Source organism: Nocardia sp. NPDC003726 (genome assembly GCF_053586955.1).
The window spans coordinates 220799-246784 of the sequence record NZ_JBSFNF010000010.1; the positions used below are offsets into that span (position 1 = coordinate 220799).

A 25986-nucleotide genomic window follows, 5' to 3' on the forward strand; every position below is an offset into this window, starting at 1 on the left:
GGTCCGGCCCGCCGGGTGACAATCGCGGGTGGTTCGGTTCGGCGAAGGGACGGCATTGGCGATTCTCGCTCTGGACATCGGCGCGACGAAGTTCGCGGCCGGGGTGGTCGGCCCCGGCGCCGAGGTGTGCGAGGTGCGCCGGGTGGACGTGCCCGGCGCGGGAGTGTGGGACGTCTGTCGCGAACTGCTGCTCGCGGTCGCGGGGGCGGAGCCCGTCGGCGCGGTGGGGATCGGCGCGGCCGGGCCGGTGGATGTGCGCACCGGCGTCACGGGTCCGTTGAACATTCCCGAGTGGAGAGCCGGCTTCCCCATCGTGGCCGCCGTGCGTGAGCTGTTTCCCGCCGCCGCCATTCGTTTCGCGATCGACGGCGCCTGCCTGGCGCTGGCCGAGCACCGCATGGGCGCGCTGCGCGGGGTGTCCGACGCTCTGGCCATGACGGTGTCGTCGGGAATCGGCGGCGGAATCGTGGCGGACGGGAAGGTGCTGCTCGGGCGCACCGGAAACGCCGGGCACGTCGGGCACATCGTCGTGCCCGGCTGGGACACGCCGTGCGGCTGCGGCGGCCGCGGCTGCGTCGAGGCGGTCGCGAGCGGCATGTCGTCGGTGCGGTGGGCGCGCGAGCAGGGCTGGTCGGGCACCACGGGGGCACGGCTGGCCGCGGACGCGCACGCGGGCGACGAGATCGCCGTCGCCGCGCTGCGCCGGGCGGGCACCGCGCTCGGCGCAGCGATCGCCTCGGCCGCCGCCCTGCTCGACGTCGACCGGGTGGTGATCGGCGGCGGTTTCGCGCAATCCGGTGCGCCGCTGTGGGATCCGCTGCGCGCCGCCGTGCACGCGCACGCCGGGCTGAGATTCCTGCGCGGACTGCGTGTGGAACTCTCCGCGATCAGTCACGGGGCGACGCTGGCGGGCGCGGGCGTGCTCGCCGCGGAAGAACTCGCCTGACATGGCGCTTTCCCGCGGGCGCAGCGACGGGCGGACGGGAACCGATGCGACCGCCGCGAGCGCACATGGGAGGATGGCCGCATGACGTACACCCTCGTGCTGCTGCGCCACGGCGAAAGCGAATGGAACGCCCTGAACCTGTTCACCGGCTGGGTGGACGTGCATCTGACCGACAAGGGCATCGCCGAGGGCAAGCGTGCCGGGGAGTTGCTGGCCGAGCACGGCATCCTGCCGGACGTCGTCTACACCTCGCTGTTGCGTCGCGCGATCTCCACCGCCAACATCGCGCTGGACGCCGCCGACCGGCACTGGATCCCGGTGATCCGGGACTGGCGGCTCAACGAGCGCCACTACGGCGAGCTGCAGGGCAAGAACAAGGCGCAGATCCGGGAGAAGTACGGCGACGAGCAGTTCATGCTCTGGCGCCGCAGCTACGACACCCCGCCGCCGCCGATCGACCCGGCCAACGAGTACAGCCAGGAAGGCGACGCGCGCTACGCGGGCATCGACGTGCCGAAGACCGAGTGCCTGCTCGACGTGGTCAACCGGATGGTGCCGTACTGGGAGTCGACCATCTCCAAGGACCTGCTGTCCGGCAAGACCGTGCTGGTCGCCGCGCACGGCAACTCGCTGCGCGCGCTGGTCAAGCACCTCGACCAGATCTCCGACGAGGACATCGCGGGCCTGAACATCCCCACCGGCATCCCGCTGCGGTACGAGCTGGACGAGAACCTCCGCCCGGTGCGCCCGCACGAGTACCTCGACCCCGAGGCGGCCGCCGCGGGCGCCGCCGCCGTCGCCGGTCAGGGCGGCAAATAGTCCGCATCACGCAGTATCGACGCGCTGTCACCCGGATCGGGTGGCAGCGCGTCGTCGTTTCGATGGGCGGTAGGCGTGCGTTGCCGTGCGACACGCCGGAGCGCTGCCGGTCCCTCCGCGACGCGACGTCGGCGGTTTAAGTTACCCACTGTTTTTACCGGCAAGTAAGTCGGTACACTCTGGTCGTTCGACCAGCCGAGAGGTGGATCACGTCCGATGAAGAACGCGTTGCGGGCCACGGTTGCGGCGGTTGCCGCCACGATGCTCGTCCCCTTGTCAGCCGGCGGCGCCGATGCCGTCGCGCCGCCGACCGGCCCTGACGGCGGCGCTGCGGGAGCGGCCTGGACGGCCACCCAGGATGGTCCACAGCAGTACCCGAACATCAACATCCAGTGGGACGTCCCCATCACGATGAGCGACGGAACGGTCCTGAAGGGCAACGTCTACCGGCCCGCCGACGTCTCCGGCCGCCCCATCGACACCCCCACGCCGACGATCGTCAACCTGACCCCGTACACCAAGCTGGTGTCGAACCTGGCCGATCACGCGCAGTCGATCCCGGGACTGTCCGACGCGCTGATCGAATTCTTCCGGCAGATCGACATGAGCGGCACCCCGCTGTCCGGCGTCACCGATCTGACCAAGGCGTTCGGCGGCGGCGAACTGCGCAACTTCACCGTCGACCGGCAGCTGATCAAGAGCGGCTACACGCAGGTGGTCGTCGACGTGCGCGGCACCGGTTTCTCCCAGGGCGTCTGGGACATGCTGCGCGGACGTGAGCAGCAGGACACGGTCGAGGTGATCGACTGGGCGTCGCGCCAGCCGTGGTCCAACGGACGCGTCGGCATGAACGGCGTCTCTTACTCCGGGATCAACCAGGTGCAGGTCGCCGAGAAGCGCCCGCCCGCCTTGCAGGCGATCTTCCCCGTGGTGCCGGGCAGCGATCTGGTCAACGACGTGCTCGCGCCGGGCGGCGGATTCGGCTTCAACTTCATCCCGCTGTGGCTGACCGCGATCAACGGCCTCAAGTTGATCCCCGATCTGGCCTCGGTGCTCAACGGACAGCTGGACACCACGTGGCTGGCCGACCGCGCCCGCGACCCGTTGACCTTCATGGACGTGCTGCTCAACGTTTACACCACCGCGCGCATCGAAGATCTCGACCCGCGCGCCAAGGAGTTGCTGACCGACGGTTCCGGCCCGCGCCAGGACTGGCTCGGTGATCCCAGCGACATCCGGACGCCGACCTTCGTCACCGGCGGCTGGCACGACCTGTTCACCTACTCCGAATCCAAGATCTACAACGAGATCCCGCTGCCGCCGGGCCACAAGCAGCTGCTGATGGGCAACACCTATCACCTCAACTCGGGCAACGAGTACGGCAAGCCGGGCCTGCCGCCGCGGCTGGACGTGCTGCAGCGCGCCTGGTTCGACCGGTGGCTCAAGGACGTCGACAACGGCATCGAGCAGTACGGCCCGATCACGCTGCGCCAGCAGGGCGGCGGCTGGATCACCACCGAATCGTTCGCCGCGCCGACCGCCGCCGCGGATTCGGGGCAGGCGGTGCATCGCAGGATGTATCTGTCCGCCGCGCCCAGCGGTACCGCGAACAGCTTGTACGACGGTTCGCTCGACGCCGCGGGCACCGGCGAGCCGGCGCGCCTGACCGTCGCGCCCGGCCTGACCAGCCTGTGCTCCAACGACGCCGCCCAGGGCACCGCCGGTGTGCTGTCGGTCATCGACGGGTGCGCGAAGGACTCCAGGGTCGAGGAACTCAACGGCCTGACCTTCACCAGCGCCCCGGTCGCCGAGCCGACCACGATCTCGGGGCGAATCGCGGTGCGGCTCAACACCGTCCAGGACGCCGCCGACGGGTACTGGGTGGTCACGGTGAACGACGTCGCGCCGGACGGGCAGTCGAGCGTGCTTTCGTCGGGGCAGCTCATGGCCTCGCTGCGGGCGATCGATGAGGCGAACAGCAGCAAGTCGGCCAACGGCGACTACACCGATCCCCGGCCGTTCACGTCGCTGGAGCAGCGGCAGCCGACCGTCCCGGGCGAGGTGACCACGCTGGACATCGCGCTGCCCGCCACCGAGGCGATCCTGCAACCCGGGCACCGGCTGCGCGTCGACGTGTACGCCGGCAACTTCCCCAAGGGCCTGCCGATCCTGCCGATGCTGATCGACACCGGCATGCGGCCACAGCATCTGGAGCTGGACCCCGGCCGTCCGAGCTTCGTCAACGTGCCGGTCGGTGGCAATCCGGGCTGGTAGATCCGGGGCGGGGTCCGAGCGTGCACCCGCGCGCATCATGCGTGACGCTGCGGGGTATGGGTGCGGGTGCACGCTCCGGCCCGGTCAGTCGGCGACGGCGAAGGCGGCCGCCAAGGGCGGGAACATCGCGCGGGCATCGTGCCCGGCGAACCAGAGGCCGACGGTGAACACCGACAGGGCCTCCAGATAGCGGGCCCGGTGCAGGCCGCCCGCCGGGAACGCTCGCGATCCCAGGTCTTCGGCGAGCGTGGCGACCGCTCGCAGCGCGGCCTCGTCGTCGCCGCACAGCGGCACCGCCAAGCGGCGGCCGTCGAAGACGCGCGCGTCGGCCTGCCATACCTCGGCGGCGCACAGGTTGAACGCCTTCACCACGTGCGCCTCCGGCGCCAGCGCCGCGATCCGTTCCGCCACAGCGTCTTCGGCGAGCACGAAGCCGGTGGCTCCCTCAGGGGCCGTCGCGTCCGGGGTGAAGGCGTTGGTGCAGTCGATCACCGTGCGTCCGGCCAGTAGATCCGCGACCGCGTGCAGCACTTCCGGCAGCGCGGGCACGGGTAACGCGAGCAGCACGACGTCGCCGAAACCCGCCGCGTCGGCGATACTTCCGGCCCGCCCACCGATCGAGGCCGCCGATTCCGCCGCGGCACTGCCGGACCGCGCGCCGATGAGCACTTCGTGCCCCGCCACGCTCCAGCCGCCGCCGAGTGCCCGCGCCATCGCGCCCGCGCCGATGATTCCGATTCGCATCCGAACTCCTGACTCGAAAGGTGTGCGCCGCCGACGCTAGGGACTGCGAAAGACACCCTGAGGTGCGCAACGGCGCTGGCAAGCTGGAGGCGTGAGCGCAGCACCCATCGACCCGGTCGGCTCCGAGCGGGTGGACTTCGCGCCGTACGGCGACTTCGAATCCGACTGCCCGGCCCGCATGGGCGTGGACATCTTCGGCAACTCCTGGCTACCGGTGCTCGTCTATCTGTTGCGCGAGGGACCCATGCGTCCGGGCGAGCTGCGCACGGCGATCGGCGGGATCAGTCAGAAGATGCTGACGCAAACGCTGCGCCGAATGGAGCGGATGGCGCTGGTGCGCCGTCACCGGTACGCCGAGGCCCCGCCACGGGTGGAATACGAGCTGACCGAGGCGGGCGTTGATCTGTTGATCCCGATCTACGCCCTCGGCGAGTGGGTGGACAAGCACGGCGCGGCGGTGAACGAGGCGCTGGCCGCAGCCGAGGACGAAGTGAACCGACCGGCCGGTGGATACGGGGCGGATACCTGACGTCGAACAGCGCGTAAACATGCGGCTAACGGCGCCGGAAGGGCCTATGACCTGCGCGAAACTTCGTGTACCCCGCGTCGGGCGACGGGTCGGCGACCGTACGATTCAAGTGTGAGTGTTCCCCAGGCCGTGCTGCTGGCCATCTTGGCGGCTGTCGTCGGCCTGGCAGTCGGCGGGCTATTGATCCCGTATGTGAATGCCAGGCAGGCCGCGCGCAGGCAGGCCGAGTCCGGTCTCACCATGTCCCAGGTTCTCGACCTGATCGTGCTCGCCTCCGAGAGCGGGATCGCGGTCGTCGACGAGTACCGCGACGTCGTGCTGGTCAATCCGCGCGCCGAGGAACTCGGCCTGGTCCGCAACCGCCTGCTCGACGAGCGCGCCTGGGCCGCCGTGGAGAAGGTGCTCGCCACCGGGGAATCCGCGGAGTTCGACCTCACCGCCAAGAATCCGGTCCCCGGCCGTGGCCGCATCGCGGTGCGCGGCGTCGCCAGGCAGCTGTCGCGCGAGGAGACCACCTTCACCGTGCTGTTCGCCGACGACGATTCCGAACAGGCGCGCATGGAGGCCACCCGGCGCGACTTCGTGGCCAACGTCAGCCATGAACTCAAGACCCCGGTCGGCGCCATGAGCCTGCTGGCCGAAGCCCTGCTGGAGTCCGCAGACGACCCCGAGGCCGTGCGGCACTTCGGTCAGCGCGTGCTCGGCGAATCGCGCCGTCTCGGCAAGATGGTGACCGAGCTCATCGCGCTCTCCCGCCTGCAGGGCGCCGAGAAGCTGCCCGAACTCGAGGTGGTGGACGTGGACACCGTGGTGACCCAGGCGGTCGACCGTTCCCGCACCGCCGCCGAAGCCGCCGGGATCACGGTCAGCACCGACCGCCCGAGCGGGCTCGAGGTGCTCGGCGACGAGACCTTGCTGGTCACCGCTCTGTCCAACCTGGTGGAGAACGCGATCGCCTACTCGCCGCCCGGCTCCCACGTGTCGGTGAGCCGATCCCTGCGCGGCGATCACGTGGCGATGGCGGTCACCGATCGCGGCATCGGCATCGCCAAGGAGGACCAGGAGCGGGTGTTCGAACGGTTCTTCCGGTCCGACAAGGCGCGTTCGCGCCAGACGGGCGGTACCGGTCTGGGTCTGGCTATCGTCAAACACGTGGCCGCCAACCACAACGGGGAAATCACCCTGTGGAGCAAGTTGGGCACCGGATCGACGTTCACCTTGCGCATACCCGCCCACCACGAAGCAGGCGCCGACGACGACAACGACGGCGCCGTGGTGAGCACGATAGAAACAAGCCCGCGTCCCACCGGACCGGGCCGACCGAATGGTGTGGAGGCACGCAGATGACGAGTGTTCTGATCGTCGAGGATGAGGAGTCGCTGGCCGATCCGCTCGCGTTCCTGCTGCGCAAGGAGGGTTTCGAGGTCACCGTCGTCGGTGACGGGCCGTCCGCGCTCGCCGAGTTCGACCGGTCCGGTGCGGACATCGTCCTGCTCGACCTGATGCTGCCCGGCATGAGCGGCACCGACGTGTGCAAGCAGTTGCGCACCCGCAGCGGGGTGCCGGTGATCATGGTCACCGCGCGCGACAGCGAGATCGACAAGGTGGTCGGCCTCGAGCTCGGCGCCGACGACTACGTCACCAAGCCGTATTCCGCCCGCGAACTCATCGCGCGCATCCGCGCCGTGCTGCGCCGCGGGGCGGGCGACGAACTCGAGGGCTCCACCGAGAGCGGCGTGCTGGAAGCGGGCCCGGTCCGGATGGACGTCGACCGGCACACCGTGATGGTGAACGGCAAGCCGGTCACCTTGCCGCTCAAGGAGTTCGACCTGCTCGAATACCTGCTGCGCAATTCCGGGCGGGTGCTCACCCGAGGTCAGCTGATCGACCGCGTGTGGGGCGCCGACTACGTCGGCGACACCAAGACCCTTGACGTGCACGTCAAGCGGCTGCGCTCGAAGATCGAAGCGGATCCGGCCAAGCCGGAACATCTGGTCACCGTGCGCGGCCTCGGCTACAAACTGGAGGCATGAGCGGCCCGCGAGGCGAGAACACGAAACGGCCGAGAGCACTGCGGTGCTCTCGGCCGTTGCCGTTCGTGGTCGCTCAGGGCAGGTAGATCCAGGTGGTGCCGAGGGGGGTCTCGGTCTTCTGCAGGGTGATCCAGCCCAGATCGTCTTCCTGCATGCAGTCGTAGAGGTCCGCGGTGCTGGTGCCGCGGCAGGCGATGGTGTGCGAGGTGCCGTAGGGGCTGGCGATCAGCAGCTTGCCCGCGGCCTTGGCGTTGACCGCGGCCGGATCGGTGGCCGACACGAACTCCGTGGTGAAGTCGAAGAACTTGTGCGGATCGCCGTTCGGCTCGGCGTGGGCTACTCCGGTGAGCGAGAGGGCGGCGCCCAGTGCGATGGTCGCCGCGGCGAGAACTTTCTTGGACATAACGGCACATCAAACCCGATCCGGGTGAAGCTCGCATGGCGACGGGGTGAACCGCCCGAGCGAGCGCACCGCCGGAGGCCACCCGATCGAGCGCTCGGTCGGCAAACGATCAGGCGAACGGATCGGCGGTATCGCGCATCCGATCGGCGTGCACCGTCGCCGGGTGCACGGCGATCAGGCCGAGACCCTCGCGGCGCTTGCAGTGCCTGGCCAGCTCGGCGTAGGCGGGCGCGCCGATCAGTTCGGTCAGCTCGGGGGCGTAGGACTGCCACACCGGCTTGGCGCCGACATGGGCGTCGGGGGAGCCCGAGCAGTACCAGTCCAGGTCCGCGCCGCCCGGCCCCCAGCCGCGGCGGTCGTACTCGGTGATCACGGTGCGCAGGATCTGCACGCCGTCGGGCCGGTCCACCCAGTCCTGGGTGCGGCGGATCGGCAGCTGCCAGCACACGTCCGGCTTCACCTCCAGCGGCTCGATGCCGCGCCGCAGCGCCATGGAGTGCAGGGCGCAGCCGATGCCGCCCGCGAAGCCGGGACGGTTGAGGAAGATGCACGCGCCGTCGAACCGGCGCGTGCGCAGCGCCGGCTCGTCGTCCAGTTCGTCGAGTTCCAGATAGCCGCTCTTGGTGACCTTGCCCTGCGCGTTGGTCGCCTCGCTGCGCAGCTGCCAGTCCTCGGGTGTGAGCATCTTCACAGCGCGGCTCAGCCGTTTGCGGTCGTCGTCGTCGGAGAGGAACGCGCCGTGCGAGCAGCAGCCGTCATCCGGCCGGTCGGCCAGGATGCCCTGACAGGCCGGGGTGCCGAACACGCACGTCCACCGCGACAGCAGCCAGGTCAGATCGGCGACGATCAGGTGCTCGTCGTTTGCCGGATCGACGAACTCGATCCACTCGCGCGGGAAGTCGGGTTCGACTTCGGGGGCTGGGTCGATCTTCCCCGCTGGTCGGGGCCGGGTCGGGCTGCTCGGTGATGCGCCTACCGTCACAAAAGAGGACGCTAACAGCTCAGTCGCCTGGGCTGAAGTGCAGCACCACCCAGTACCGTGTTCATGTGCGGCTTGGGGTACTCGATGTCGGAAGCAATACCGTTCACCTGCTCGTGGTGGACGCGCACCGTGGCGGTCACCCCCTGCCGATGAGTTCGACGAAGGCCACCTTGCGGCTCGCGGAGAACATCGATGCCGCCGGTTGCATCACCGAGGCCGGCGCGCAACGGCTGATCGACACCGTGGCCGAATTCGCCAGCATCGCCGAGACCTCCAGATGCGTCGAGCTGATGCCGTTCGCCACCTCGGCGCTGCGGGAGGCGGCCAACTCCGAGGAGGTGCTCGGCCGCGTGCGCGAGTCGACGGGCGTCGACCTGCGGGTGCTGTCCGGCGTCGACGAGGCCCGGCTGACCTTTCTCGCGGTGCGCCGCTGGTACGGCTGGAGCGCGGGGCGCATTCTCAACCTGGACATCGGCGGCGGTTCGCTCGAGATGACCAACGGCGGCGACGAGGAGCCGGACGTCGCGCTGTCCTTGCAGCTGGGCGCGGGCCGGTTGACCAGGGAATGGCTGCGCGATGACCCGCCGGGCAAGCGCCGTGTCGCGGTGTTGCGGGACTGGCTCGACGCCGAGCTGGTGGTCCCGGCGAAGAAGCTGCTCGAGCCCGGCAAGCCCGATCTCGCCGTCGGCACGTCGAAGACGTTCCGATCCCTGGCCAGGCTGACCGGAGCGGCGCCGTCCGCCGCGGGCCCTCGGGTGCGTCGTACACTCACGAGTTCGGGCCTGCGCCAACTGATCGCGTTCATCTCGCGGATGACGGCGGCGGACCGTGCAGAATTGGAAGGCGTAAGTTCCGATCGGTCACAGCAATTGGTGGCCGGCGCACTGGTCGCGGAGGCGAGTATGCGGGCACTTTCGCTCGATACTTTGGAGATTTGCCCGTGGGCGCTGCGCGAAGGGCTGATCCTGCGCAAACTGGATACCGATATGAATGGTGGACCCGAAGCAACGTACTCAGCGGGCTCGGCGACCGGTGACGGTCGGCCCGCGCCCGGCGGCGCGCCTTCGCCGGGCTCGATCGGGACGGTGTCGTCATGAGCGAGGACTCCAAACAGCTGTCGGTCGCGGAACTGCTGGCGCGTAACGGCCAGCAGGGCGGCGCCTCGTCCGGCGGGGGCAGACGCCGCCGCAGCGGCCGCGGCATCTCCGTCGCCGAACTGACCGGTGACCTGCCGGTCATCCGGGACGGCGGCGGCCACTCCGCGCACGCGGCGCCGGATTCCGGTGCGGACGAACCCGCCTACGCGCCGCCCTCGTTCGATCCGCCCGCGCCGGAACCGGTTTCCTACTCGCCCGATCCGCAGCCCGATCCGTCGTCGTATTCGCCCATTTCGGGTCCGATCTCGATGTACGACCCGCTGGCCGGTTACGCGCAGCCGGACCCGCCGCGGGCCGATCCGCCGCCGGGGCGCTCCAGCCGCGTCATGCCGGGCCGGGAGATGCCCTCCGCGCGCCACAGCACGTCGTTCGATCCGCTGTCACCGGACACTCCGGTGTCCGATCTGTTCTCGGCCGCGCCCGGTCCGTACGTCCCCGATCCGCCCGCGGCGCCGGAGACGCCCCCGCGCTCGGGGCGAAGGCGCAGGCGGGAGGAACCCGAAGAAGAGGCCACCGAGGTACGGTCCTGGCAGGAGGCCCGGTCCGAATCGTTCGGCCTGGACGCGCTGTCCGACCGCGGGTTCGGCGAAGCGAGCCGCAACGGCCACGGGGACCTCGATGAACCCGGCTTCGGCCGCTCGCCCTTGCCCGAGCGCAACGGCGCCAGGGGCGGGCGCGCGGCAAGGCGCAGGGCGGCGGAGGCCGCGGAAGCCGCCGAGGACGTGGGTCCGTCCACCGCGGCCTGGTCGCCGTCCACCGGCGGTTTCGCCCCCGAGTCGCAACCGCTGCCCCTCGCGCCGCCGCCCGATCCGAGATCGAAGCCGGGCAGGCAGGCTCCGCCCGAGCCGCCGGAGGCGCATCGAAGACCAGCCCGTCGCGAGGGCGTCGGCGAGAACGGATTGCCTGCCTGGTCGGCCCGTCGGCACAAACCGCAGGCCGAACCGGCGCCGGAATCCGGCGGCCTCCCGACCGCCGCCTGGTCGCTGGCCAGCCAGGATCAGCAGCTGCTGTCCGGCCAGACGGTCGCCGGCGACCTGCTGCGCGAAGGCGCCGAACGGGCCGAACGCGGCGCGGCGCAGCACCACGGCCGTGGCGGTCGCGCCGGCGTCGCCGCCGCGGAACTGGACGGCGTCACCGACGTCTACGAGCCGATCGCACTGGACGAGGACGAAGACGACGACGACTTCGACGACGAACCTCGCGCCGTCACCAGGGCCGCCTCGCCGCGCAGGTCCAGGGCGGCCAAGAAGTCGGAGGACGACGAGAACCGGCGCCAGTGGATGATCCTCGGCGGCCAGAGCACGGGCGCTGCCGTCGCGGGCATGCTGCTGTTCAAGGGCTTCGAGCGGATGTGGGAGATGCTTCCCTGGGTCGCGCTGGCCCTGGCGATGATCGTGATTCTCGGCCTGGTGGCCCTCGTGCGGATTCTGCGCAGGACCGACGACATCCTCAGCACGGTGATCGCCGTCGTCGTGGGCATCTTCGTCACGCTGGGACCACTGGCCTTTCTTCTCAGTACGAACTGAGGCGGGAGCGAGGCGTGGTGAATATCGGGCAGGCGAACGAGACCGGGTCGAGGTCGCACGCGGGCGCCGGACCGCAGGAAGACGCCGGGGGCGGGTCCCGGCCGGGGCAGATCCGGGTGGGCCTGTCCACCGCCTCGGTGTATCCGCAGAACACGGAGGCCGCGTTCCGTTACGCCGCCGAACTCGGCTACGACGGCGTCGAGCTGATGGTCTGGGCCGAACCGGCCAGCCAGAGCATCGCCACCGTGCAGGCCTACTCGCGCCGGTACGGCGTTCCGGTGCTCGCGTTGCACGCGCCGTGCCTGTTGATCTCACAGCGGGTGTGGGGCTCGGATCCGGTGGCCAAACTCGCGCGCAGCGTGCGTACGGCCGAAGCGCTCGGCGCGAGCACGGTGGTGGTGCATCCGCCGTTCCGCTGGCAGCGCCGCTACGCGGCCGGGTTCGCCGAGCAGGTGGCCGAGCTGGAGGAGGGCAGCCCGGTGATCGTTGCGGTGGAGAACATGTTCCCGATGCGGGCGGACACGCTGTTCGGCCGACGCGAAGGCGCGGTGCGCAGGCTGGAGCGCCGTGGCGGCCCCGGTCCCGCGCTCACCGCCTTCAGCCCGTCGTACGACCCGACCGACACCGGGTTCGCCCACTACACCCTGGACCTGTCGCACACCGCCACCGCCGGAGCCGACCCACTGGCGCTGGCCGCCCGGATGGGCTCGGGTCTGGCCCATTTGCACCTCGCCGACGGCAGGGGCGCCGCGCACGACGAACATCTCGTTCCCGGCGAGGGCACCCAGCCGTGCGAGGAGTTGTGCGCGAGCCTGGTCCGCACCGGTTTCACCGGCCAGGTCGTCGCGGAGATCAATACGCAGAACGCGCGCACCACCAAGGACCGGGCCGAGATGTTGCATCGCACGCTGGCCTTCGCCCGCAGGCATCTGACCGAGGCCGCCGCGCCCACTCCCGCGGGCGCGCGCCACAGCTCGCCCGAGCCGCCGATGTGACGCTCGTCGCTCCTCCGGTATGCGGCCATGTGGTCGGTCACCGGGTGCGTTGTACGTTGTACGAACCCGGTGCCGACAGCGCGGCAGCGCAGGACGCGATCGGGTGAGGTCGACGCAGGACAGGAGTGAGGATGACGACGGAGCTGACGGCCGATTTCGGCCCGGCGGCCACCACCGACGCACCGTTCAGCCAGGTGTGCGCGCTGGAACCGGTGCCGCCGACGACCCCGGACACCGGCCGCTACCTGGGTTTCATCGACGACATCTGGACCATCGGCCCGAAGGTGCACGGCGGAACCATGGTCGCGGGCAGCGCGGCCGCGGCGACGAATTGGCTGCGCGCGACCGATCCGGCTCTGGTCGGGATGGCGCCGGTCGCCGCGAGTTCCGATTTCCTCGGCGCGCCCAACCCGGGCGAGGTCGAATACGAGGTGCGTGTGCGGAAGATCGGCAGGCAGATCTGCCTCGCCGACACCGACCTCGTCCAGGACGGTCGCGTCCTGGTGCGCACGGCGCTGACGTTCAGCCGCCTCGACGACGCGAACCCGATCTACGCGCCGGAACACTCCGATATGCCCACGCAGCCGCCCGCCGATGCCATCGGCTACGAACCCGGCTCGCAGATGGGCGACATCGTGCACGTCGGCCGGGGCGCCGACATCCATCTCGACCGCGAGTGGGCCCGCTTCCTGGCGGGCGCGAAAGGCGAGCCGCGCCTGCGGATGTGGATCCGCCCGCGGCCGGGGGACGAGCAGGACCCCGATGTGGCGATGTACTTCGCCATGATGAGCGCCGACATGAGTCCGCCGGTGCCGATGAACCTCGGCCACTTCGGCTGGGCGCCCACCGTGCAGATGACCACCTACCTGCGCCGCAGGCCCGCACCGGGCTGGCTGCGGATCATCGCGACCACGCACGAGGTGGGCGAGCGCATGTTCGACGAGGATCAGCTGGTGCTCGACTCCACCGGCGCGGTCGTCGCGCAGAGTCGTCAGCTGGCGCTCGTTCCCCAGCGCTGAGCCCGCGCGCGCGCCGTCTAGCCTTGAGGCCCATGACGAGAATTGCGGTGATCGGTGGCGGGCGCATCGGGGAGGCGTTGGTCGCCGGGTTGCTGGAGTCCGGGCGGCTGACCAAGGACTTGGTCGTCGTGGAGACCCATCGGGAACGGGCCCATCAGCTCGCCGAGCGCTTCGGCATCCGGGTCACCGACGACCTGGCCGATGCCGCCGTCGGCGCGGACCTGCTGGTGATCGCGGTGAAGCCGGGCGACGTCGACGCCGTGCTCGCGCCGCTGGGCAAGGCCGAGATCGGCAGCGACCGCGATCAGGTGCTGGTGTCGCTGGCGGCCGGTGTGCCGACGGCGCGGTTGGAGGGCAAGATGCCCGCCGGGTTCCCCGTGGTGCGGGTGATGCCGAATACGCCGATGCTGGTGGGGCAGGGGATGAGCGTCATCGCGCCGGGGCGCTACGCGCGCGAGCAGCATCTGGAACTGGTGACCGAGGTGCTCGGCGCGGTGGGCAAGGTGGTCACCGTGTCCGAGAGTCAGATGGACGCCGTCACCGCGGTGTCCGGATCGGGGCCCGCCTACTTCTTCCTGGTCGTCGAAGCCATGGTGGACGCGGGCGTCGGGCTCGGGCTCACCAGGGATGTGGCCACCCAGCTGGTCGTGCAGACCATGGTCGGCTCGGCCGCCCTGCTGGACAGCTCGACCCAGACCGCCGCGGAATTGCGCGCCGCGGTGACCTCACCCGCGGGCACCACCGCGGCCGCGATCCGCGAACTGGAGCGCGGAGGACTACGCTCGGCGTTCTGGGAAGCTCTCTTCGCATCGAGGCAAAGGTCGGCCGAACAGGGCGCGTCAGCGGAATGACCGGTCGGTTCGAAATCGGAAAACCCGATTTCTCACTCCCGTCGCAGTAACACCACTGGTCCCGCTAAGCTCTCAAGTAGCACGTGCGTGTCTGTTCCGCCGGTGGGGAAGCCGGCGGCGCGGACGTGCCGGAGGTCAATGGTGCAATGATGTCTGCGAACAAGATGTCTGCGAATTCCGGAGCGTCCGGCGGCTCCGGTCCAGCGGGCGGTCGGGGGAATTCCCGCACACAGCGTGAGGCCGCGACACAGGGGCAACCCGTGCTCGGCGGCGGCACCCAGTTTCTCACCGTCGCCGAGGTGGCGAGTCTGATGCGGGTGTCCAAGATGACGGTCTACCGGCTGGTGCACTCGGGCGAGTTGCCCGCCGTGCGCGTCGGCCGGTCGTTCCGGGTGCACGCCAAGGCCGTGCACGACTATCTGGAAACGTCCTACTTCGACGCCGGATGAGGCGGTTTCGAGACCGCTGGGGCGTGACGGTACGATAGCTCCTCGGTTCGTGTTCGCCCGCCGGTGGCATCGCTGTTGGTTGCCCCGTGGTATCCGGCGGCGCGAACACGGGGCGTGAGGCTTGCCGCGTGACCCCGGCCCGTCGGCCGGGGCCAGGGCAGACGGGCGTCCGGCAATCGCGCACGGGCAGCGTGCGCGCCGAGTAGAGAGAACGCGAGGACAACCCTATGGGTTCTGTGATCAAGAAGCGCCGCAAGCGCATGTCGAAGAAGAAGCACCGCAAGCTGCTTCGCCGCACGCGTGTCCAGCGGCGCAAACTCGGCAAGTGAGCATCGCTGCGTGGTAGCCGCGCGGGCCCGTCACCAATAGGTGACGGGCTCTTTTATTTGAAACTTGCAATTTTGAAATCACCGTTTGTATCACGTGACTGAAGTCATCGTTAGATCCTGGTTAATACTCTCGGCGGAAGGGTAGGTACCCGCTACCCTTGGCACTGGGAATAATCACAAAGGCGGCTGGCAAGGGAAAGCGGGTGCCGGTGAGTTCTGAGGGTCGGGAAGCGCACGCGCCGAAGGTCGTGCTGGTCACCGGGGCCAGCCGCTTCTTCGGCGGCACGGTCGTCGCCCGCCTCGCTCAGCAGCCCGGGATCGAGCGGATTCTCGCCGTCGACACGATGACGCCGAGCCGGGAGTTGCAGCGGCGCATGGGCCGCGCCGAATTCGTGCGCGCGGACATTCGAAACCCATTGATCCGTAAGGTGATCGATGGTGGCGAGGTGGACACCGTGGTGCACACCGCGCTGCTGACGCGCCCGCCTGCGGGCGGCGGTCGCGCGGCGATGAAGGATCACAACGTCCTCGGCGCCATGCAGCTGTTCGCGGTCTGCCAGAAGGTGGCATCGGTGCGCCGGGTGGTGCTGCGCTCGTCCTCGGCGGTTTACGGGTGCAGCGCCAAGGATCCCGCGAAATTCACCGAGGAAATGAGCGCGCGCACACCGCCGCGCGGCGGGTTCGCGCGGGACCTGATCGATATAGAGGGTTATGTTCGCGGGCTGGCCCGGCGGCGTCCCGATATCGCCACGTCAATTCTGCGGTTCGCCCCCATCGTCGGCCCCCGGCTGGCCGCTCGCGGCGTGCAATATCTGCGTTCGCCGGTGACCCCCACCGTATTCGGCCGGGACGCCAGAATGCAGCTGCTGCACGAGGAGGACGCGGTAGCCGCCTTGACGCACGCGGCGCGCGGCGCGGCGGCAGGCACGTACAACATCGCGGGCGACGGCGCGCTGTCGCTGTCGCAGGCGGTCCGGCGGGCGGGCCGGATCGAGGTGCCCGTTCCCTTCACGGTGTTCCGCACCGCTGGGCGCCTGCTCATGGGCCCGGTGATGCGGGAGTTCTCCGCCGAACAGCTCGACTATTTCCACTTCGGTTGTGGCCTGGACACCACACGCATGCGCACCGAATTCGGTTTCGTGCCACGCTGGACAACGGTGCAGGCGTTCGACGACTTCATCGGGGGCGCAGCGTTGCGGCCCGTGGTCGATCCAGCGTGGATCGACGCCGCAGAACACAAACTGCTCGGCCTGCTCGGGGCCGGTACGGGAGCACACCAATGAATGACGTAGCGAAAGTCATCCAACTCCACGATCTCCAGATCGAGGCGCGCCAGCGGCCCGTGCCACGGCGGCAAGCCGCGCCGAGTCCGGTGACGTCGCTGGCGGAGCGGCGCGCGGCGGTGGCGCCCGCCGCGCCCCAGTCGCTGTCGGGCGTGCTGCGCGGCGCCCTCGGCAAGCAGATCGCCAAGACCGCGGACTTCGCGCGCCGCAGGCTCACCGGCGACTACCAGATCGACGAGTTCGGTTTCGACGAGCACCTGCTCGAGTCGGTCATCCTGCCCGCCCTGCGCCCGCTGTCGGACCTGTGGTTCCGGGTCGAGGTCAGCGGGATGGACAACCTCCCGGAAGCGGGCGGCGCGCTGATCGTTGCCAATCACGCGGGCACGGTGCCGCTCGACGGCCTGATGTTGCAGTTGGCCGTGCACGATCGCCACCCCAAGCAGCGTGCGTTGCGGTTGCTCGCGGCCGATCTGATCTTCGAGACCCCCGTGCTCGGGGTGCTGGCTCGCCGGGCCGGCCATACGCTGGCCTGCCGGGAGGACGCCGAACGGCTGCTGCGCTCCGGCGAGCTGACCGGGGTGTTCCCCGAAGGATTCAAGGGCGTCGGCAAGCAGTACACCGATCGCTACAAGTTGCAGCGCTTCGGCCGCGGCGGCTTCGTCGCCGCGGCGGTGCGCACCGGCGTGCCGATCATCCCGTGCTCCATCGTCGGCTCCGAGGAGATCTACCCGAAGCTGGCCGACATCAAGCCGCTGGCCCGGCTGCTCGGCCTCCCGTACTTCCCGGTCACGCCGTTGTTCCCGCACCTGGGTCCGCTCGGCGCGGTGCCGCTGCCGTCGAAGTGGTACATCGAGTTCGGCGCCCCCATCCCGACCGCGCCGTACGAGCCGGAGGCCGCCGACGATCCGATGACCATGTTCGAGGTCACCGACCAGGTGCGCGAGACCATCCAGCAGACGCTCTACAAGCTGCTCACCAAGCGCCGCAACGTATTCACCGGTTAGATTCGCCGCGCCTCTGCACGGCGTGTGCGCGGCCCCTCATGGCTCGAAAGACGTGGCTGAGGTGAGCTGGGCGCGTTCGCCTTTCAGTGAACGTCGCGGCGGCGAGTGACCGCTGCTGCGACGGCGCCGCCCGCCGCGCCCAAGGCCAGCGCGGTGGGCACGCCGATCTTGGCGGCCTTGCGGCCGGTGCGGAAGTCGCGGATCTCCCAGCCCCGGTTCTTGGCGACTTCGCGCAGATCCGAGTCCGGGTTGATCGCCACGGCGGTGCCGACCAGCGAGAGCATCGGCACGTCGTTGTGGCTGTCGGAGTACGCGGTGCAGCGCTTTAGGTTCAGGCCCTCGCGGATCGCCAGGGTGCGCACTGCGTGCGCTTTGCCGAGCCCGTGCAGGATGTCGCCGACCAGCCGCCCGGTGAACTTCCCGTCCACGCTCTCGGCCACGGTGCCCAGCGCTCCGGTGAGCCCGAGCCGCTTCGCGATCACTTGCGCCAGTTCCACGGGGGTGGCGGTCACCAGCCACACCTGCTGGCCCGCGTCCAAGTGCATCTGCGCGAGCGCGCGGGTGCCCGGCCAGATCTTGTCGGCGATGATCTCGTCGTAGATCTCCTCGCCCAGCGCGGCCAGTTCGGCGGTCGAACGCCCGGCGATGAACGCCAGTGCCTTCTCCTTGCCGCTGGCCATGTCGGTGCTGTTCTCCTTGCCGGTGACCCGGAATTTCACCTGCTTCCAGGCGACGTCCACCAGATCGGAGGTCTTGAAGTACTTGCGCGCGGCGAGACCGCGGGCGAAGTGCACGATCGAGGCACCTTGCACCATGGTGTTGTCGACGTCGAAGAACGCCGCCGCGGTGAGATCGCGCGGCGCCTCAGGGCCCGCGGCCTCGGCCTCGCCCGCGGCCAATTCGGCGTCGTGCAGGGTGAGCGCCGCGTCGGCGCTGGCCTCACCGGCCAGATTGGCCCGCAATTCCTCTTCGGTGGGGCCGAAGGGGCTGCGCGAGATGCGGGCGAGCTGGTCCTGCAGACCCTGGCCCATCTGGCTCAGATTCCATCGCGCCGGAAACTCACCGAATCGTCCCGCGATGAATCCGGCCCTCGCCACCCTCGATCGTTCCGGCACCAGTACCTCCGCCCGTCGCGCGAACCATGTCAACAGTAGCCGGATCGGCCGACAGTCACGGCGGAAGGCGGCGCGCGACACAATCGCGTGGCGCGTACCGAGCCTTCGCGGCGTCGCGCCGCGGATTAAATTCCGGTCATGACCAATCACACACATTCGGTGACATTGCTGACTCGCGCGGGCTGCGGACTGTGTGCGACGGCACTGGAACAGCTGCGCGTGATCTGCGCCGAATTCGGTCTCGAACCGGGCACCCTCGACGTCGACGAAGCCGCCGCTACCGACCCTGGCCTGCGCGCCGAGTACGGCGACCGGCTTCCCGTCGTGCTGCTCGACGGCCGCGAGCACAGCTATTTCGATGTCGACGAGACCCGATTGCGGGCCGACCTGAAGCGCTGAGCGCGCCGTTTTCCGTCCGATTCGGCCGCTGTGCTGGTCGCGGCGGAAAATGAGGCCAATTTCACCGACTTTGTGCAGGGCTTCACAAGCAGTTACGGTGGTGGCAACGCGACCCGCATGCCGAGGCTGCGGAGCCGCCCCGAAATCCGAAACTTCGACCCCATGGCACCGGACCGTCCCCGGTCAGAGGGGGTCGAGCGACGAACCGGAGCCCGAGGCCCGGGACGAGGAGCCGACGACGTGACAGAGCAGCATGAGGCGCCAGGCGGCGTCTCCGGCAGGGCTCTGCAGAAGGACATCCCGCAGGCCACCGTCGCGCGGCTGGCTACCTATCTTCGGGTCCTCGCCATGTTGGCCGACGACGGTGTTGCCATCGTATCGAGTGAGGAACTGGCTGTCGCGGCGGGTGTCAATTCGGCCAAATTGCGCAAGGATCTGTCCTTCCTCGGCCCCAACGGGGTGCGCGGCGTCGGCTACGACGTGGCCAAGCTCCGCGCCCGGATCGAAGACGTGCTCGGCCTGTCGCAGGGTCATCGCGTCGTGCTGGTCGGCGCGGGGAACCTGGGCCGGGCCCTGGTCGGTTACGGCGGGTTCCGGCGGCGCGGATTCACCGTCGTCGGCATTCTGGACAGCGACCCGGAGGTGATCGGCATGCCGGTCGCGGGCTTGGTGGTGCGCGACGTCGCCGAACTGCCCGCGGCGGTCGCCGAGCTGGAACCGACCATCGCGGTGATCACCGTTCCCGACGACGCGGCCCAGGACGTGTGCGATCGGCTCGTCGCGTCCGGATTGCAGTCGATCCTGAGCTTCGCGCCCTGCGAGCTGGTCGCACCGGCGACGGTCGAGGTCCGTCGCGTCGACCTGGCCGTCGAGATGCAGATGCTGTCGTTCGAGCGGATGCGCAACGCGGAGCAGGCTCCGCTGCCGGAGGTCGCGCACGCCGGATCGGGCCGCATCGCGCACCGCCTGCCGACATCGCACGCGGCGCCTGCGCACCCGGCACTCCAGCACGCGACAACCCCGCATACGACAACCTCGCATACGGCAACGGAGCCAAGCAGCAAGGGATCGGTGGTCACACCATGAGCGTTCTTCTCGTCGGCATCTCGCACCGCAGCGCGCCGGTCCCCGTGCTGGAGAAGGTGGCCGTCACCGACGCCGACCGGCCCAAGCTGATCGACCGCCTGATCTCCTCCAGTCACGTGTCCGAGGCGATGATCGTCTCCACCTGCAACCGGGTCGAGGTCTACGCGGTGGTCGACGCCTTCCACGGCGGTCTCGCCGAGATCGGCGACCTGCTGACCAAGCACTCCGGCCTGCCGATGCCTGATCTGACCAAGCACGCCTACGTCCGCTACTCCGAGGCCGCCGCCGAGCACCTGTTCGCGGTGGCCAGCGGGCTGGACTCGATGGTGATCGGCGAGCAGCAGGTGCTCAGCCAGATCCGCGGCGCCTACGCCTCCGCCGACGCGCAGCGCGCGGTGGGACGGACCCTGCACGAGCTGGCGCAGCACGCGCTGCGGGTCGGCAAGCGGGTGCACGCCGAAACCGGCATCGACCGCGCGGGCGCGTCGGTGGTGTCGGTCGCGCTCGATCGCGCGCAGCAAGTGCTCGGCCCGCTGGCAGGCCGGACCGCCGCGGTGGTCGGAGCAGGCGCGATGGGCGGTCTCGCGGTCGCGCATCTGTCCCGCGCAGGCATCGGCCGGATCATCGTGGTGAACCGCACCATCGCGCGGGCGCGCAGACTCGCCGAGACCGCGCGGTCGCACGGCGTCGATGCCGAGGCCATGGAGCTGTCGCGGCTCACCGAGGCGATGTCGGCGACCGATGTGGTGATCACCTGCACCGGCGCGGTCGGCGCGGTCGTGACGCTCGCCGACACCCACCGCGCGCTCACCGACCGTGAGCGCGGCGAGGAATCCGCCACGGTGGAGCGGCCGTTGGTGTTCTGCGATCTCGGCCTTCCGCGCGATGTGGAGCACGCCGTGGCCGGGCTGCCCGGCGTCACGCTCATCGACATCGAGACGCTGCAACGCGATCCGGCGGCGGGAGCCGCCGCCGACGACACCGCCGCCGCCCGGTCGATCGTCGCCGACGAACTCGCGAAGTACCTGGCCGGACAGCGGATGGCCGAGGTGACCCCGACCGTGGCGGCGCTGCGCCAGCGCGCCGCGGAGGTGGTCGAGGCGGAACTGCTGCGGCTGGATTCGCGGCTGCCCGGTCTCGCCGACCCGGAACGCGACGAGGTCGCGCGCACGGTGCGCCGGGTGGTCGACAAGTTGCTGCACGCGCCGACGGTGCGGGTCAAGCAGCTGGCGTCCACACCGGGCGGCGACAGCTACGCCGAGGCGCTGCGCGAATTGTTCGAACTGAAGCCGGGCGCGGCCCAGGCGGTCGCAGCGCCGATGGAGATCACCGCGCTCGCGGGCGATCGCGCCGAGATCACATTGGCCGACGGGGAGATCGCGCTGGCCGACGACTTCACCGCGGGCCATCGCGGCGAGGAACAGGGGCAGACGGCATGACCATGGTCCACCAAGAAGGCAACGCCACCGCGGGCGGCACTCGCGCACCGTGGCGGATCGGCACCCGAGGGAGCCTGCTCGCGCTGACCCAGGCGGGCACCGTGCGCGACGCGCTGATCGCGGCCGGGCAGCCCGCCGAGCTGGTCGTGATCAAGACCGCCGGTGACCTGTCCTCGGATCCGGTGCAGAAGATCGGCGTCGGCGTGTTCACCTCCGCGCTACGCGACGAGCTGGCCGCGGGCACGATCGACATCGCCGTGCACTCCTACAAGGACCTGCCGACCGCGCAGGACCCGCGCTTCACCATCGCCGCCATCCCGCCGAGGGAGGACCCGCGCGACGCGCTGGTCGCGCGCGACGGGCTGGTTCTCGGTGAGCTGCCCGCCGGCGCCAAGGTCGGCACCTCCGCGCCGCGCCGCGCCGCCCAGTTGCGGGCGCTCGGGCTCGGCCTGGACATCGTCCCGCTGCGCGGCAACCTGGACACCAGGCTGCGCAAGGTGAGCGAGGGCGAACTGGACGCCGTGGTGGTGGCCAGAGCCGGACTGGCCCGTATCGACCGGCTGGACGCGGTCACCGAGTCGCTGGAGCCGGTGCAGATGCTCTCCGCGCCCGCGCAGGGCGCGCTCGCGGTGGAATGCCGCAGCGACCACACCGCGCTGGTGGAGATCCTCTCCGGCCTGGACGACGCGGCCACCCGCGCGTCGGTCATCGCCGAGCGGGCGCTGCTGGCCGAACTGGAGGCGGGCTGCACCGCACCGGTCGGCGCGGTCGCCGAGGTGGTGGAATCGCTCGACGACGACGGGCGGATCGTGGACGAGCTGTCGCTGCGCGCGTGCGCGGCGGCCGTCGACGGATCCGACGTGCTGCGAGCCTCGGTGGTCGGCGCCCCCGGCGACGCCGCCGAACTCGGCCGCGCGCTTGCCCGCGAGTTGCTCGACATGGGTGCGCGCGAGTTGCTCGCCACCGAACCGGACGACGGTTCCCCCATCCGGGCGGTGAGTTCGCCCGCCACAGACTTGCCCAACCCCAGCCCAATGGAGAACAGCCGATGAGCGGAAGCATAGGCACCGTGCCCTCGGGTATGCCGGAGCCGAGCGCAAGCGAGGTGCAGGCATGAGCCGAGCCACGAAGAAGCACCCCGGTCGCATCCTTTTCGTCGGATCGGGTCCGGGTGACCCGGCGCTGCTCACCGTACGGGCCCGTGAGGTGATCGGGCGGGCGACGCTGGCGTTCACCGACCCCGACGTCGACAAGGGCGTGCTCGCTCTGATCGGCACCTCGGTCGAGGCGGGTTCCGACGGGGAACGTCCGGTCGACGTGCGGCCCGCGCTGGGCGAACCCGCCGAGGTGGCCAAGACGCTCATCGCCGAAGCGCGCGCCGGGCACGACGTGGTCCGCGTGGTCGCGGGCGACCCGCTGACCACCGACTCGGTGATCGCCGAGGTCAACGCCGTCACCCGGTCGCACATGGTCTTCGAGGTACTGCCCGGCCTGCCCAACGGCTCCGCGGTGCCCAGCTACGCGGGCATCGCGCTGGGTTCCGGGCACACCGAGGCGGACGTGCGCGGCGAGGTGGACTGGGCCGCGCTCGCGGCCGCGCCCGGTCCGCTGGTGCTGCACGCGACCTCCGGTCATCTCGCGGAGACCGCGAGCGCCCTCGTCGAGCACGGCATGGCTCCGCAGACCCCGGTCGCGGTGACGGTGCGGGGCACCACCCGCCAACAGCGCACCATCGAGGCCACCTTGGCCACCCTGAACAGCGCGGCCTCCGAACTGGTCGGCCCGCTGGTGGTGACCATCGGCAAGGTGGTCGCGCAACGCTCGAAGATGTCCTGGTGGGAGTCGCGCGCGCTGTACGGCTGGACCGTGCTGGTGCCGCGCACCAAGGACCAGGCGGCGGAGATGAGCGAACGGCTCGTCACGCACGGCGCCATCCCGATGGAAGTGCCGACCATCGCGGTCGAGCCGCCGCGCAGCCCCGCCCAGATGGAGCGCGCGGTCAAGGGTTTGGTCGACGGGCGCTACCAGTGGGTGGTGTTCACCTCCACCAACGCGGTGCGCGCGGTGTGGGAGAAGTTCGCCGAGTTCGGTCTGGACGCGCGGGCGTTCTCCGGTGTGAAGATCGCCTGCGTGGGGGAGGCGACCGCGGACAAGGTGCGCTCGTTCGGCATCAACCCCGAGCTGGTGCCCAGCGGCGAGCAGTCCTCCGAGGGCCTGCTGGCCGACTTCCCGCCCTACGACGACGTGTTCGACCCGGTGAACCGGGTGCTGCTGCCGCGCGCCGACATCGCCACCGAGACGCTGGCCGAGGGTCTGCGCGACCGCGGCTGGGAGATCGATGACGTCACCGCCTACCGCACGGTGCGCGCGTCGCCGCCGCCCGCGGAGACCCGCGAGATGATCAAGACCGGCGGTTTCGACGCGGTCCTGTTCACCTCGTCCTCCACGGTGCGCAACCTGGTCGGCATCGCGGGCAAGCCGCACGCACGCACCATCGTGGCCTGCATCGGCCCCAAGACCGCCGAGACCGCCATCGAATTCGGCCTGCGCGTGGACGTGCAGCCCGATGTGGCCCAGGTCGGTCCCCTGGTCGAAGCGCTGGCCGAGCACGCGGCCCGGCTGCGCGCCGAAGGACTCCTGCCGCCGCCGCGCAAGAAGAGCCGCCGCAGCAGGTAGCTGTGTTGGATTTGCCGCGACTTCGTCGCGGCGAACGCGCATGCTCGGTCTCGCTTCGCTCGAAACCTGTGGTCGGGGTGCGCTGGGTGCGTGAGTGGTTCGAGGTCGCGACCCGGTGCGCGGTCAGGGCGGCCGACTGTCGGGAGCGAGCGCGATTCGGCGCGGGGTGCCGCGGCCATCTGATGGTGTACACGTGAGCCGGGTCGCGAACGGCGGATGCTGAGTCTCGCTTCGCTCGAAAGACGTGGTTGAGCTGGCGTATTCGGGGGCGAGTGGGGCTTCTCTGTTGGGTGCAGCCCTCATTCGAGGCCGGAGCAATGTCGGATGTGGCCGGGTGCCGCGTCGAGAAGTGGGCTCGCTTGTCCGAGCCGACCCGGCCGCGGATCTTCGAGACCATCGAGCTCGAGATCAACCTGCCAGAGCATCAGGACACCGCGATGGCTTCCGCAGCGGGCGGTCCGCTGTTCGCCTACGACACCCACTACTGCGCCGCGAACCGGGCGGCCGATCCCACGGCCCTGGCGCGCAGTTGGACGTCCTCGGGCATCCGCGTCTTCGATGTCCGGGACCCGACGGCGGTCCGGGAGATCGCCTACTACGGAGATCCGGACGGGTATGAGCTGACCCCGGTACAGCCGACTCGGGGTCGGCTGTACCGGGTCCAGCTGTAGGGATCAGCGCGGGCTGCGCCACTCGAAGGTCAGTACCGCCTGCGCATCAAAGTGCGGACCATGGCGCAGGTGGCGTCCGACGGCGGGCGGATGCCGATCACCTCGGCGGTGTGCCGGATCCGCTTGTTCGTCGCGTAACTCGGCGCGTAGACGCCCGAGTCGAGCAGGGCGATCGCCAGGCGCATCGCCTTGAGCCGCCGGTTGTGCATGACGTACCACGCCCGGGGACGGCCCGGTGGCAGCGGGCGCTTCTGTAAAGGGGTGTAGGGGCGATCGATGAGAACGGTTTGCGGTGTGCGCATTGGCATCCCTCCCGTGGCGATCGGGGGCGGGCGAGCCCCCTCGAACGTACCTTCGATTCTACCCGGGGGTACCGACAAATTCCGCTGGCCAGAAGGGTTTTCGAGGGCCGGACGGGCGGCGGTCACAGATCGTGCAGCAGCCGCAGCGACTGCGGATGACCGAGCGCGGCCGCGCGTTCGAGCCACTGCCGCGCCTCCAACTGCGCCGGCGTGCGGCCGGTTGCGATGGCGGCGGCGGTACGCAGTACTTCAGGGTCGGCGAAATCACCTGCGAGGTAAGGAGTGTTGGCGGCGCGCAGCAACAACGCGAGGTGGAACATCGAGTCCGGATCGCCCGCTTCGGCGCCCCTGCGCAACCACCGCTCGCCCTCGGCGGGTTCGCCGCGGTCCAGATACAGGGCGCCCAGCACCGCCATCGCATCGGTTCTTCCCCGTCGCGCGGCCTCGGTGAGCAGGTCTATCGCGCGGTCGAATTCGCCGCGGCGCGCCAGGCGCAGGCCGAGACTGCGCATGGCCGTGGGATTTCCGGCGCGAGCGGCTCGCTCGTACCACTGCTCGGCCTCTTCGTCACGTCCGCGCCGGTTGGCGATGACGCCCATGTTGCACAGCGCTTCGGGCAACCCGCGCTCGGCGGCGGGCCGCAGCCAGCGCTCGGCCTCATCGATATTCCCGCGCTCGGTGTGCAGCAGACCCAGCTGCACGCCCGCCGCCTCGTTGCCTCGCGCGGCGGCGGTCTCCAGCCAGTGGATCCCCTCGCCGATCCGCCCGTCGGCTCCCAGCAGCGCGCCGAGCATGCCCATCGCGGGCGCGCTGCCACCCGCGGCGGCCCGGCGCAGCCAGTGTTCGGCGCCCGCCGCGTCGCCCGCGTCCCACAGCGCTTCGGCGCGCCGTTGCATGGCGAGCAGTTCGAGCTCGCTCGGCGGCTCGGTCATCTCAGCAGCCCGTCTCGCGGTAC

The 25986-nt window shown here is 70.1% G+C and carries 27 protein-coding genes; 21 read left to right on the plus strand and 6 right to left on the minus strand.

Features of this window, described 5'->3' with window-relative positions:
* The first annotated feature begins 55 nt into the window (after positions 1 to 55).
* The 3 genes from ACWDMM_RS16485 to ACWDMM_RS16495 all read left to right on the plus strand — a co-directional run bounded on the left by ACWDMM_RS16485 (position 56) and on the right by ACWDMM_RS16495 (position 4039).
* Positions 56 to 946: an ROK family protein gene (locus ACWDMM_RS16485; protein ID WP_449938137.1), complete on the plus strand. Its 891-nt coding sequence runs from the start codon at positions 56 to 58 to the stop codon at positions 944 to 946.
* Positions 947 to 1027: 81 nt separating this feature from the next.
* Positions 1028 to 1765, plus strand: coding sequence for a phosphoglyceromutase (locus ACWDMM_RS16490; protein WP_195083149.1), 738 nt, complete (start codon positions 1028 to 1030; stop codon positions 1763 to 1765).
* Between the two features lie 216 nt (positions 1766 to 1981).
* A complete protein-coding gene (locus ACWDMM_RS16495; RefSeq protein ID WP_449938140.1) occupies positions 1982 to 4039 on the plus strand; it encodes a CocE/NonD family hydrolase in 2058 nt (685 codons plus the stop codon).
* Positions 4040 to 4123: 84 nt separating this feature from the next.
* Here the strand turns inward: ACWDMM_RS16495 and ACWDMM_RS16500 are convergent, their stop codons facing one another.
* Positions 4124 to 4783 (minus strand): NADPH-dependent F420 reductase, encoded by a 660-nt coding sequence (locus ACWDMM_RS16500; protein WP_397069672.1) that lies wholly within the window; start codon positions 4781 to 4783, stop codon positions 4124 to 4126.
* Between the two features lie 91 nt (positions 4784 to 4874).
* Here ACWDMM_RS16500 and ACWDMM_RS16505 point away from each other — a divergent pair, with 91 nt between their 5' ends.
* From ACWDMM_RS16505 to ACWDMM_RS16515, 3 genes are all read left to right on the plus strand, one after another.
* Positions 4875 to 5312 carry a winged helix-turn-helix transcriptional regulator gene (locus ACWDMM_RS16505; RefSeq protein WP_357207465.1) on the plus strand — a complete coding sequence of 146 codons (438 nt, stop codon included), beginning with the start codon at positions 4875 to 4877 and terminating at the stop codon, positions 5310 to 5312.
* Positions 5313 to 5423: 111 nt separating this feature from the next.
* Positions 5424 to 6659 carry a sensor histidine kinase gene (locus tag ACWDMM_RS16510; RefSeq protein ID WP_195083146.1) on the plus strand — a complete coding sequence of 412 codons (1236 nt, stop codon included), beginning with the start codon at positions 5424 to 5426 and terminating at the stop codon, positions 6657 to 6659.
* Positions 6656 to 7345 (plus strand): response regulator transcription factor, encoded by a 690-nt coding sequence (locus ACWDMM_RS16515; protein WP_063017339.1) that lies wholly within the window; start codon positions 6656 to 6658, stop codon positions 7343 to 7345. Before ACWDMM_RS16510 ends, ACWDMM_RS16515 begins: the two co-directional genes overlap by 4 nt.
* A 73-nt stretch (positions 7346 to 7418) precedes the next feature.
* Here the strand turns inward: ACWDMM_RS16515 and ACWDMM_RS16520 are convergent, their stop codons facing one another.
* Together ACWDMM_RS16520 and ACWDMM_RS16525 are read right to left on the minus strand one after the other, a co-directional pair.
* Positions 7419 to 7748 (minus strand): hypothetical protein, encoded by a 330-nt coding sequence (locus ACWDMM_RS16520; protein ID WP_195083144.1) that lies wholly within the window; start codon positions 7746 to 7748, stop codon positions 7419 to 7421.
* A gap of 109 nt (positions 7749 to 7857) precedes the next feature.
* Complete coding sequence (locus ACWDMM_RS16525) at positions 7858 to 8730, minus strand: hypothetical protein (protein ID WP_449938145.1); 873 nt, start codon at positions 8728 to 8730, stop codon at positions 7858 to 7860.
* A 65-nt stretch (positions 8731 to 8795) separates the two neighbouring features.
* Between ACWDMM_RS16525 and ACWDMM_RS16530 the strand changes: the two genes are divergently transcribed.
* The 9 genes from ACWDMM_RS16530 (at position 8796) to ACWDMM_RS16570 (ending at position 17343) form a co-directional block, all read left to right on the plus strand.
* Complete coding sequence (locus ACWDMM_RS16530) at positions 8796 to 9827, plus strand: Ppx/GppA phosphatase family protein (protein WP_195083187.1); 1032 nt, start codon at positions 8796 to 8798, stop codon at positions 9825 to 9827.
* Positions 9824 to 11413: an ABC transporter permease gene (locus ACWDMM_RS16535; RefSeq protein ID WP_357112649.1), complete on the plus strand. Its 1590-nt coding sequence runs from the start codon at positions 9824 to 9826 to the stop codon at positions 11411 to 11413. Before ACWDMM_RS16530 ends, ACWDMM_RS16535 begins: the two co-directional genes overlap by 4 nt.
* Positions 11414 to 11529: 116 nt before the next feature.
* Positions 11530 to 12408, plus strand: a complete 879-nt coding sequence (locus ACWDMM_RS16540; protein ID WP_195083186.1) for a sugar phosphate isomerase/epimerase family protein — start codon at positions 11530 to 11532, stop codon at positions 12406 to 12408.
* A 131-nt stretch (positions 12409 to 12539) separates the two neighbouring features.
* Positions 12540 to 13427 (plus strand): thioesterase family protein, encoded by an 888-nt coding sequence (locus ACWDMM_RS16545; protein ID WP_195083143.1) that lies wholly within the window; start codon positions 12540 to 12542, stop codon positions 13425 to 13427.
* Positions 13428 to 13459: 32 nt separating this feature from the next.
* A complete protein-coding gene (gene proC / locus ACWDMM_RS16550) occupies positions 13460 to 14278 on the plus strand; it encodes a pyrroline-5-carboxylate reductase (protein ID WP_195083142.1) in 819 nt (272 codons plus the stop codon).
* A 146-nt stretch (positions 14279 to 14424) separates the two neighbouring features.
* Positions 14425 to 14727: a helix-turn-helix domain-containing protein gene (locus ACWDMM_RS16555; RefSeq protein WP_379044736.1), complete on the plus strand. Its 303-nt coding sequence runs from the start codon at positions 14425 to 14427 to the stop codon at positions 14725 to 14727.
* A gap of 227 nt (positions 14728 to 14954) precedes the next feature.
* On the plus strand, positions 14955 to 15056 hold the full coding sequence (locus tag ACWDMM_RS16560; RefSeq protein ID WP_003402602.1) for a 30S ribosomal protein bS22: 102 nt from the start codon (positions 14955 to 14957) through the stop codon (positions 15054 to 15056).
* 209 nt (positions 15057 to 15265) lie between these two features.
* A complete protein-coding gene (locus ACWDMM_RS16565) occupies positions 15266 to 16339 on the plus strand; it encodes an NAD-dependent epimerase/dehydratase family protein (protein WP_449938150.1) in 1074 nt (357 codons plus the stop codon).
* The gene (locus ACWDMM_RS16570; protein WP_357112654.1) at positions 16336 to 17343 is read left to right on the plus strand and encodes a lysophospholipid acyltransferase family protein; all 1008 of its coding nucleotides are present in this window, start codon (positions 16336 to 16338) and stop codon (positions 17341 to 17343) included. The genes ACWDMM_RS16565 and ACWDMM_RS16570 overlap by 4 nt, the downstream gene beginning before the upstream one ends.
* 83 nt (positions 17344 to 17426) lie before the next feature.
* On the opposite strand, the gene ACWDMM_RS16575 is transcribed toward ACWDMM_RS16570, so the two are convergent.
* On the minus strand, positions 17427 to 18374 hold the full coding sequence (locus ACWDMM_RS16575) for an HAD family hydrolase (protein WP_323124666.1): 948 nt from the start codon (positions 18372 to 18374) through the stop codon (positions 17427 to 17429).
* A gap of 222 nt (positions 18375 to 18596) precedes the next feature.
* Between ACWDMM_RS16575 and ACWDMM_RS16580 the strand changes: the two genes are divergently transcribed.
* The 6 genes from ACWDMM_RS16580 to ACWDMM_RS16605 all read left to right on the plus strand — a co-directional run bounded on the left by ACWDMM_RS16580 (position 18597) and on the right by ACWDMM_RS16605 (position 24729).
* Positions 18597 to 18857 carry a glutaredoxin family protein gene (locus ACWDMM_RS16580; protein ID WP_449938153.1) on the plus strand — a complete coding sequence of 87 codons (261 nt, stop codon included), beginning with the start codon at positions 18597 to 18599 and terminating at the stop codon, positions 18855 to 18857.
* 240 nt (positions 18858 to 19097) lie between these two features.
* Positions 19098 to 19943, plus strand: a complete 846-nt coding sequence (locus ACWDMM_RS16585; protein ID WP_357112659.1) for a redox-sensing transcriptional repressor Rex — start codon at positions 19098 to 19100, stop codon at positions 19941 to 19943.
* The gene (locus ACWDMM_RS16590; RefSeq protein ID WP_357112662.1) at positions 19940 to 21382 is read left to right on the plus strand and encodes a glutamyl-tRNA reductase; all 1443 of its coding nucleotides are present in this window, start codon (positions 19940 to 19942) and stop codon (positions 21380 to 21382) included. The genes ACWDMM_RS16585 and ACWDMM_RS16590 overlap by 4 nt, the downstream gene beginning before the upstream one ends.
* Complete coding sequence (gene hemC, locus ACWDMM_RS16595) at positions 21379 to 22434, plus strand: hydroxymethylbilane synthase (protein ID WP_323124667.1); 1056 nt, start codon at positions 21379 to 21381, stop codon at positions 22432 to 22434. Before ACWDMM_RS16590 ends, hemC begins: the two co-directional genes overlap by 4 nt.
* A gap of 61 nt (positions 22435 to 22495) precedes the next feature.
* A complete protein-coding gene (locus ACWDMM_RS16600) occupies positions 22496 to 24058 on the plus strand; it encodes a bifunctional uroporphyrinogen-III C-methyltransferase/uroporphyrinogen-III synthase (RefSeq protein WP_357112665.1) in 1563 nt (520 codons plus the stop codon).
* Positions 24059 to 24417: 359 nt separating this feature from the next.
* A complete protein-coding gene (locus ACWDMM_RS16605) occupies positions 24418 to 24729 on the plus strand; it encodes a hypothetical protein (RefSeq protein ID WP_449938157.1) in 312 nt (103 codons plus the stop codon).
* Positions 24730 to 24758: 29 nt separating this feature from the next.
* Here the strand turns inward: ACWDMM_RS16605 and ACWDMM_RS16610 are convergent, their stop codons facing one another.
* Together ACWDMM_RS16610 and ACWDMM_RS16615 are read right to left on the minus strand one after the other, a co-directional pair.
* Positions 24759 to 25031, minus strand: a complete 273-nt coding sequence (locus ACWDMM_RS16610; protein ID WP_157112136.1) for a hypothetical protein — start codon at positions 25029 to 25031, stop codon at positions 24759 to 24761.
* A 122-nt stretch (positions 25032 to 25153) separates the two neighbouring features.
* A complete protein-coding gene (locus tag ACWDMM_RS16615) occupies positions 25154 to 25963 on the minus strand; it encodes a tetratricopeptide repeat protein (protein ID WP_357112671.1) in 810 nt (269 codons plus the stop codon).
* Between the last annotated feature and the right edge of the window lie 23 nt (positions 25964 to 25986).

Coding starts and splice junctions, on each gene's coding strand:
- ACWDMM_RS16490 (WP_195083149.1), top strand. CDS start 1,028: ATGACGTACACCCTCGTGCTGCTGCGCCACGGCGAAAGCGAATGGAAC.
- ACWDMM_RS16555 (WP_379044736.1), top strand. CDS start 14,425: ATGATGTCTGCGAACAAGATGTCTGCGAATTCCGGAGCGTCCGGCGGC.
- ACWDMM_RS16500 (WP_397069672.1), bottom strand. CDS start 4,783: ATGCGAATCGGAATCATCGGCGCGGGCGCGATGGCGCGGGCACTCGGC.
- hemC (WP_323124667.1), top strand. CDS start 21,379: ATGACCATGGTCCACCAAGAAGGCAACGCCACCGCGGGCGGCACTCGC.
- ACWDMM_RS16590 (WP_357112662.1), top strand. CDS start 19,940: ATGAGCGTTCTTCTCGTCGGCATCTCGCACCGCAGCGCGCCGGTCCCC.
- ACWDMM_RS16570 (WP_357112654.1), top strand. CDS start 16,336: ATGAATGACGTAGCGAAAGTCATCCAACTCCACGATCTCCAGATCGAG.
- ACWDMM_RS16580 (WP_449938153.1), top strand. CDS start 18,597: ATGACCAATCACACACATTCGGTGACATTGCTGACTCGCGCGGGCTGC.
- ACWDMM_RS16520 (WP_195083144.1), bottom strand. CDS start 7,748: ATGTCCAAGAAAGTTCTCGCCGCGGCGACCATCGCACTGGGCGCCGCC.
- ACWDMM_RS16495 (WP_449938140.1), top strand. CDS start 1,982: ATGAAGAACGCGTTGCGGGCCACGGTTGCGGCGGTTGCCGCCACGATG.
- ACWDMM_RS16615 (WP_357112671.1), bottom strand. CDS start 25,963: ATGACCGAGCCGCCGAGCGAGCTCGAACTGCTCGCCATGCAACGGCGC.
- ACWDMM_RS16575 (WP_323124666.1), bottom strand. CDS start 18,374: ATGGGCCAGGGTCTGCAGGACCAGCTCGCCCGCATCTCGCGCAGCCCC.
- ACWDMM_RS16610 (WP_157112136.1), bottom strand. CDS start 25,031: ATGCGCACACCGCAAACCGTTCTCATCGATCGCCCCTACACCCCTTTA.
- ACWDMM_RS16535 (WP_357112649.1), top strand. CDS start 9,824: ATGAGCGAGGACTCCAAACAGCTGTCGGTCGCGGAACTGCTGGCGCGT.
- ACWDMM_RS16560 (WP_003402602.1), top strand. CDS start 14,955: ATGGGTTCTGTGATCAAGAAGCGCCGCAAGCGCATGTCGAAGAAGAAG.
- ACWDMM_RS16515 (WP_063017339.1), top strand. CDS start 6,656: ATGACGAGTGTTCTGATCGTCGAGGATGAGGAGTCGCTGGCCGATCCG.
- proC (WP_195083142.1), top strand. CDS start 13,460: ATGACGAGAATTGCGGTGATCGGTGGCGGGCGCATCGGGGAGGCGTTG.
- ACWDMM_RS16545 (WP_195083143.1), top strand. CDS start 12,540: ATGACGACGGAGCTGACGGCCGATTTCGGCCCGGCGGCCACCACCGAC.
- ACWDMM_RS16600 (WP_357112665.1), top strand. CDS start 22,496: ATGAGCCGAGCCACGAAGAAGCACCCCGGTCGCATCCTTTTCGTCGGA.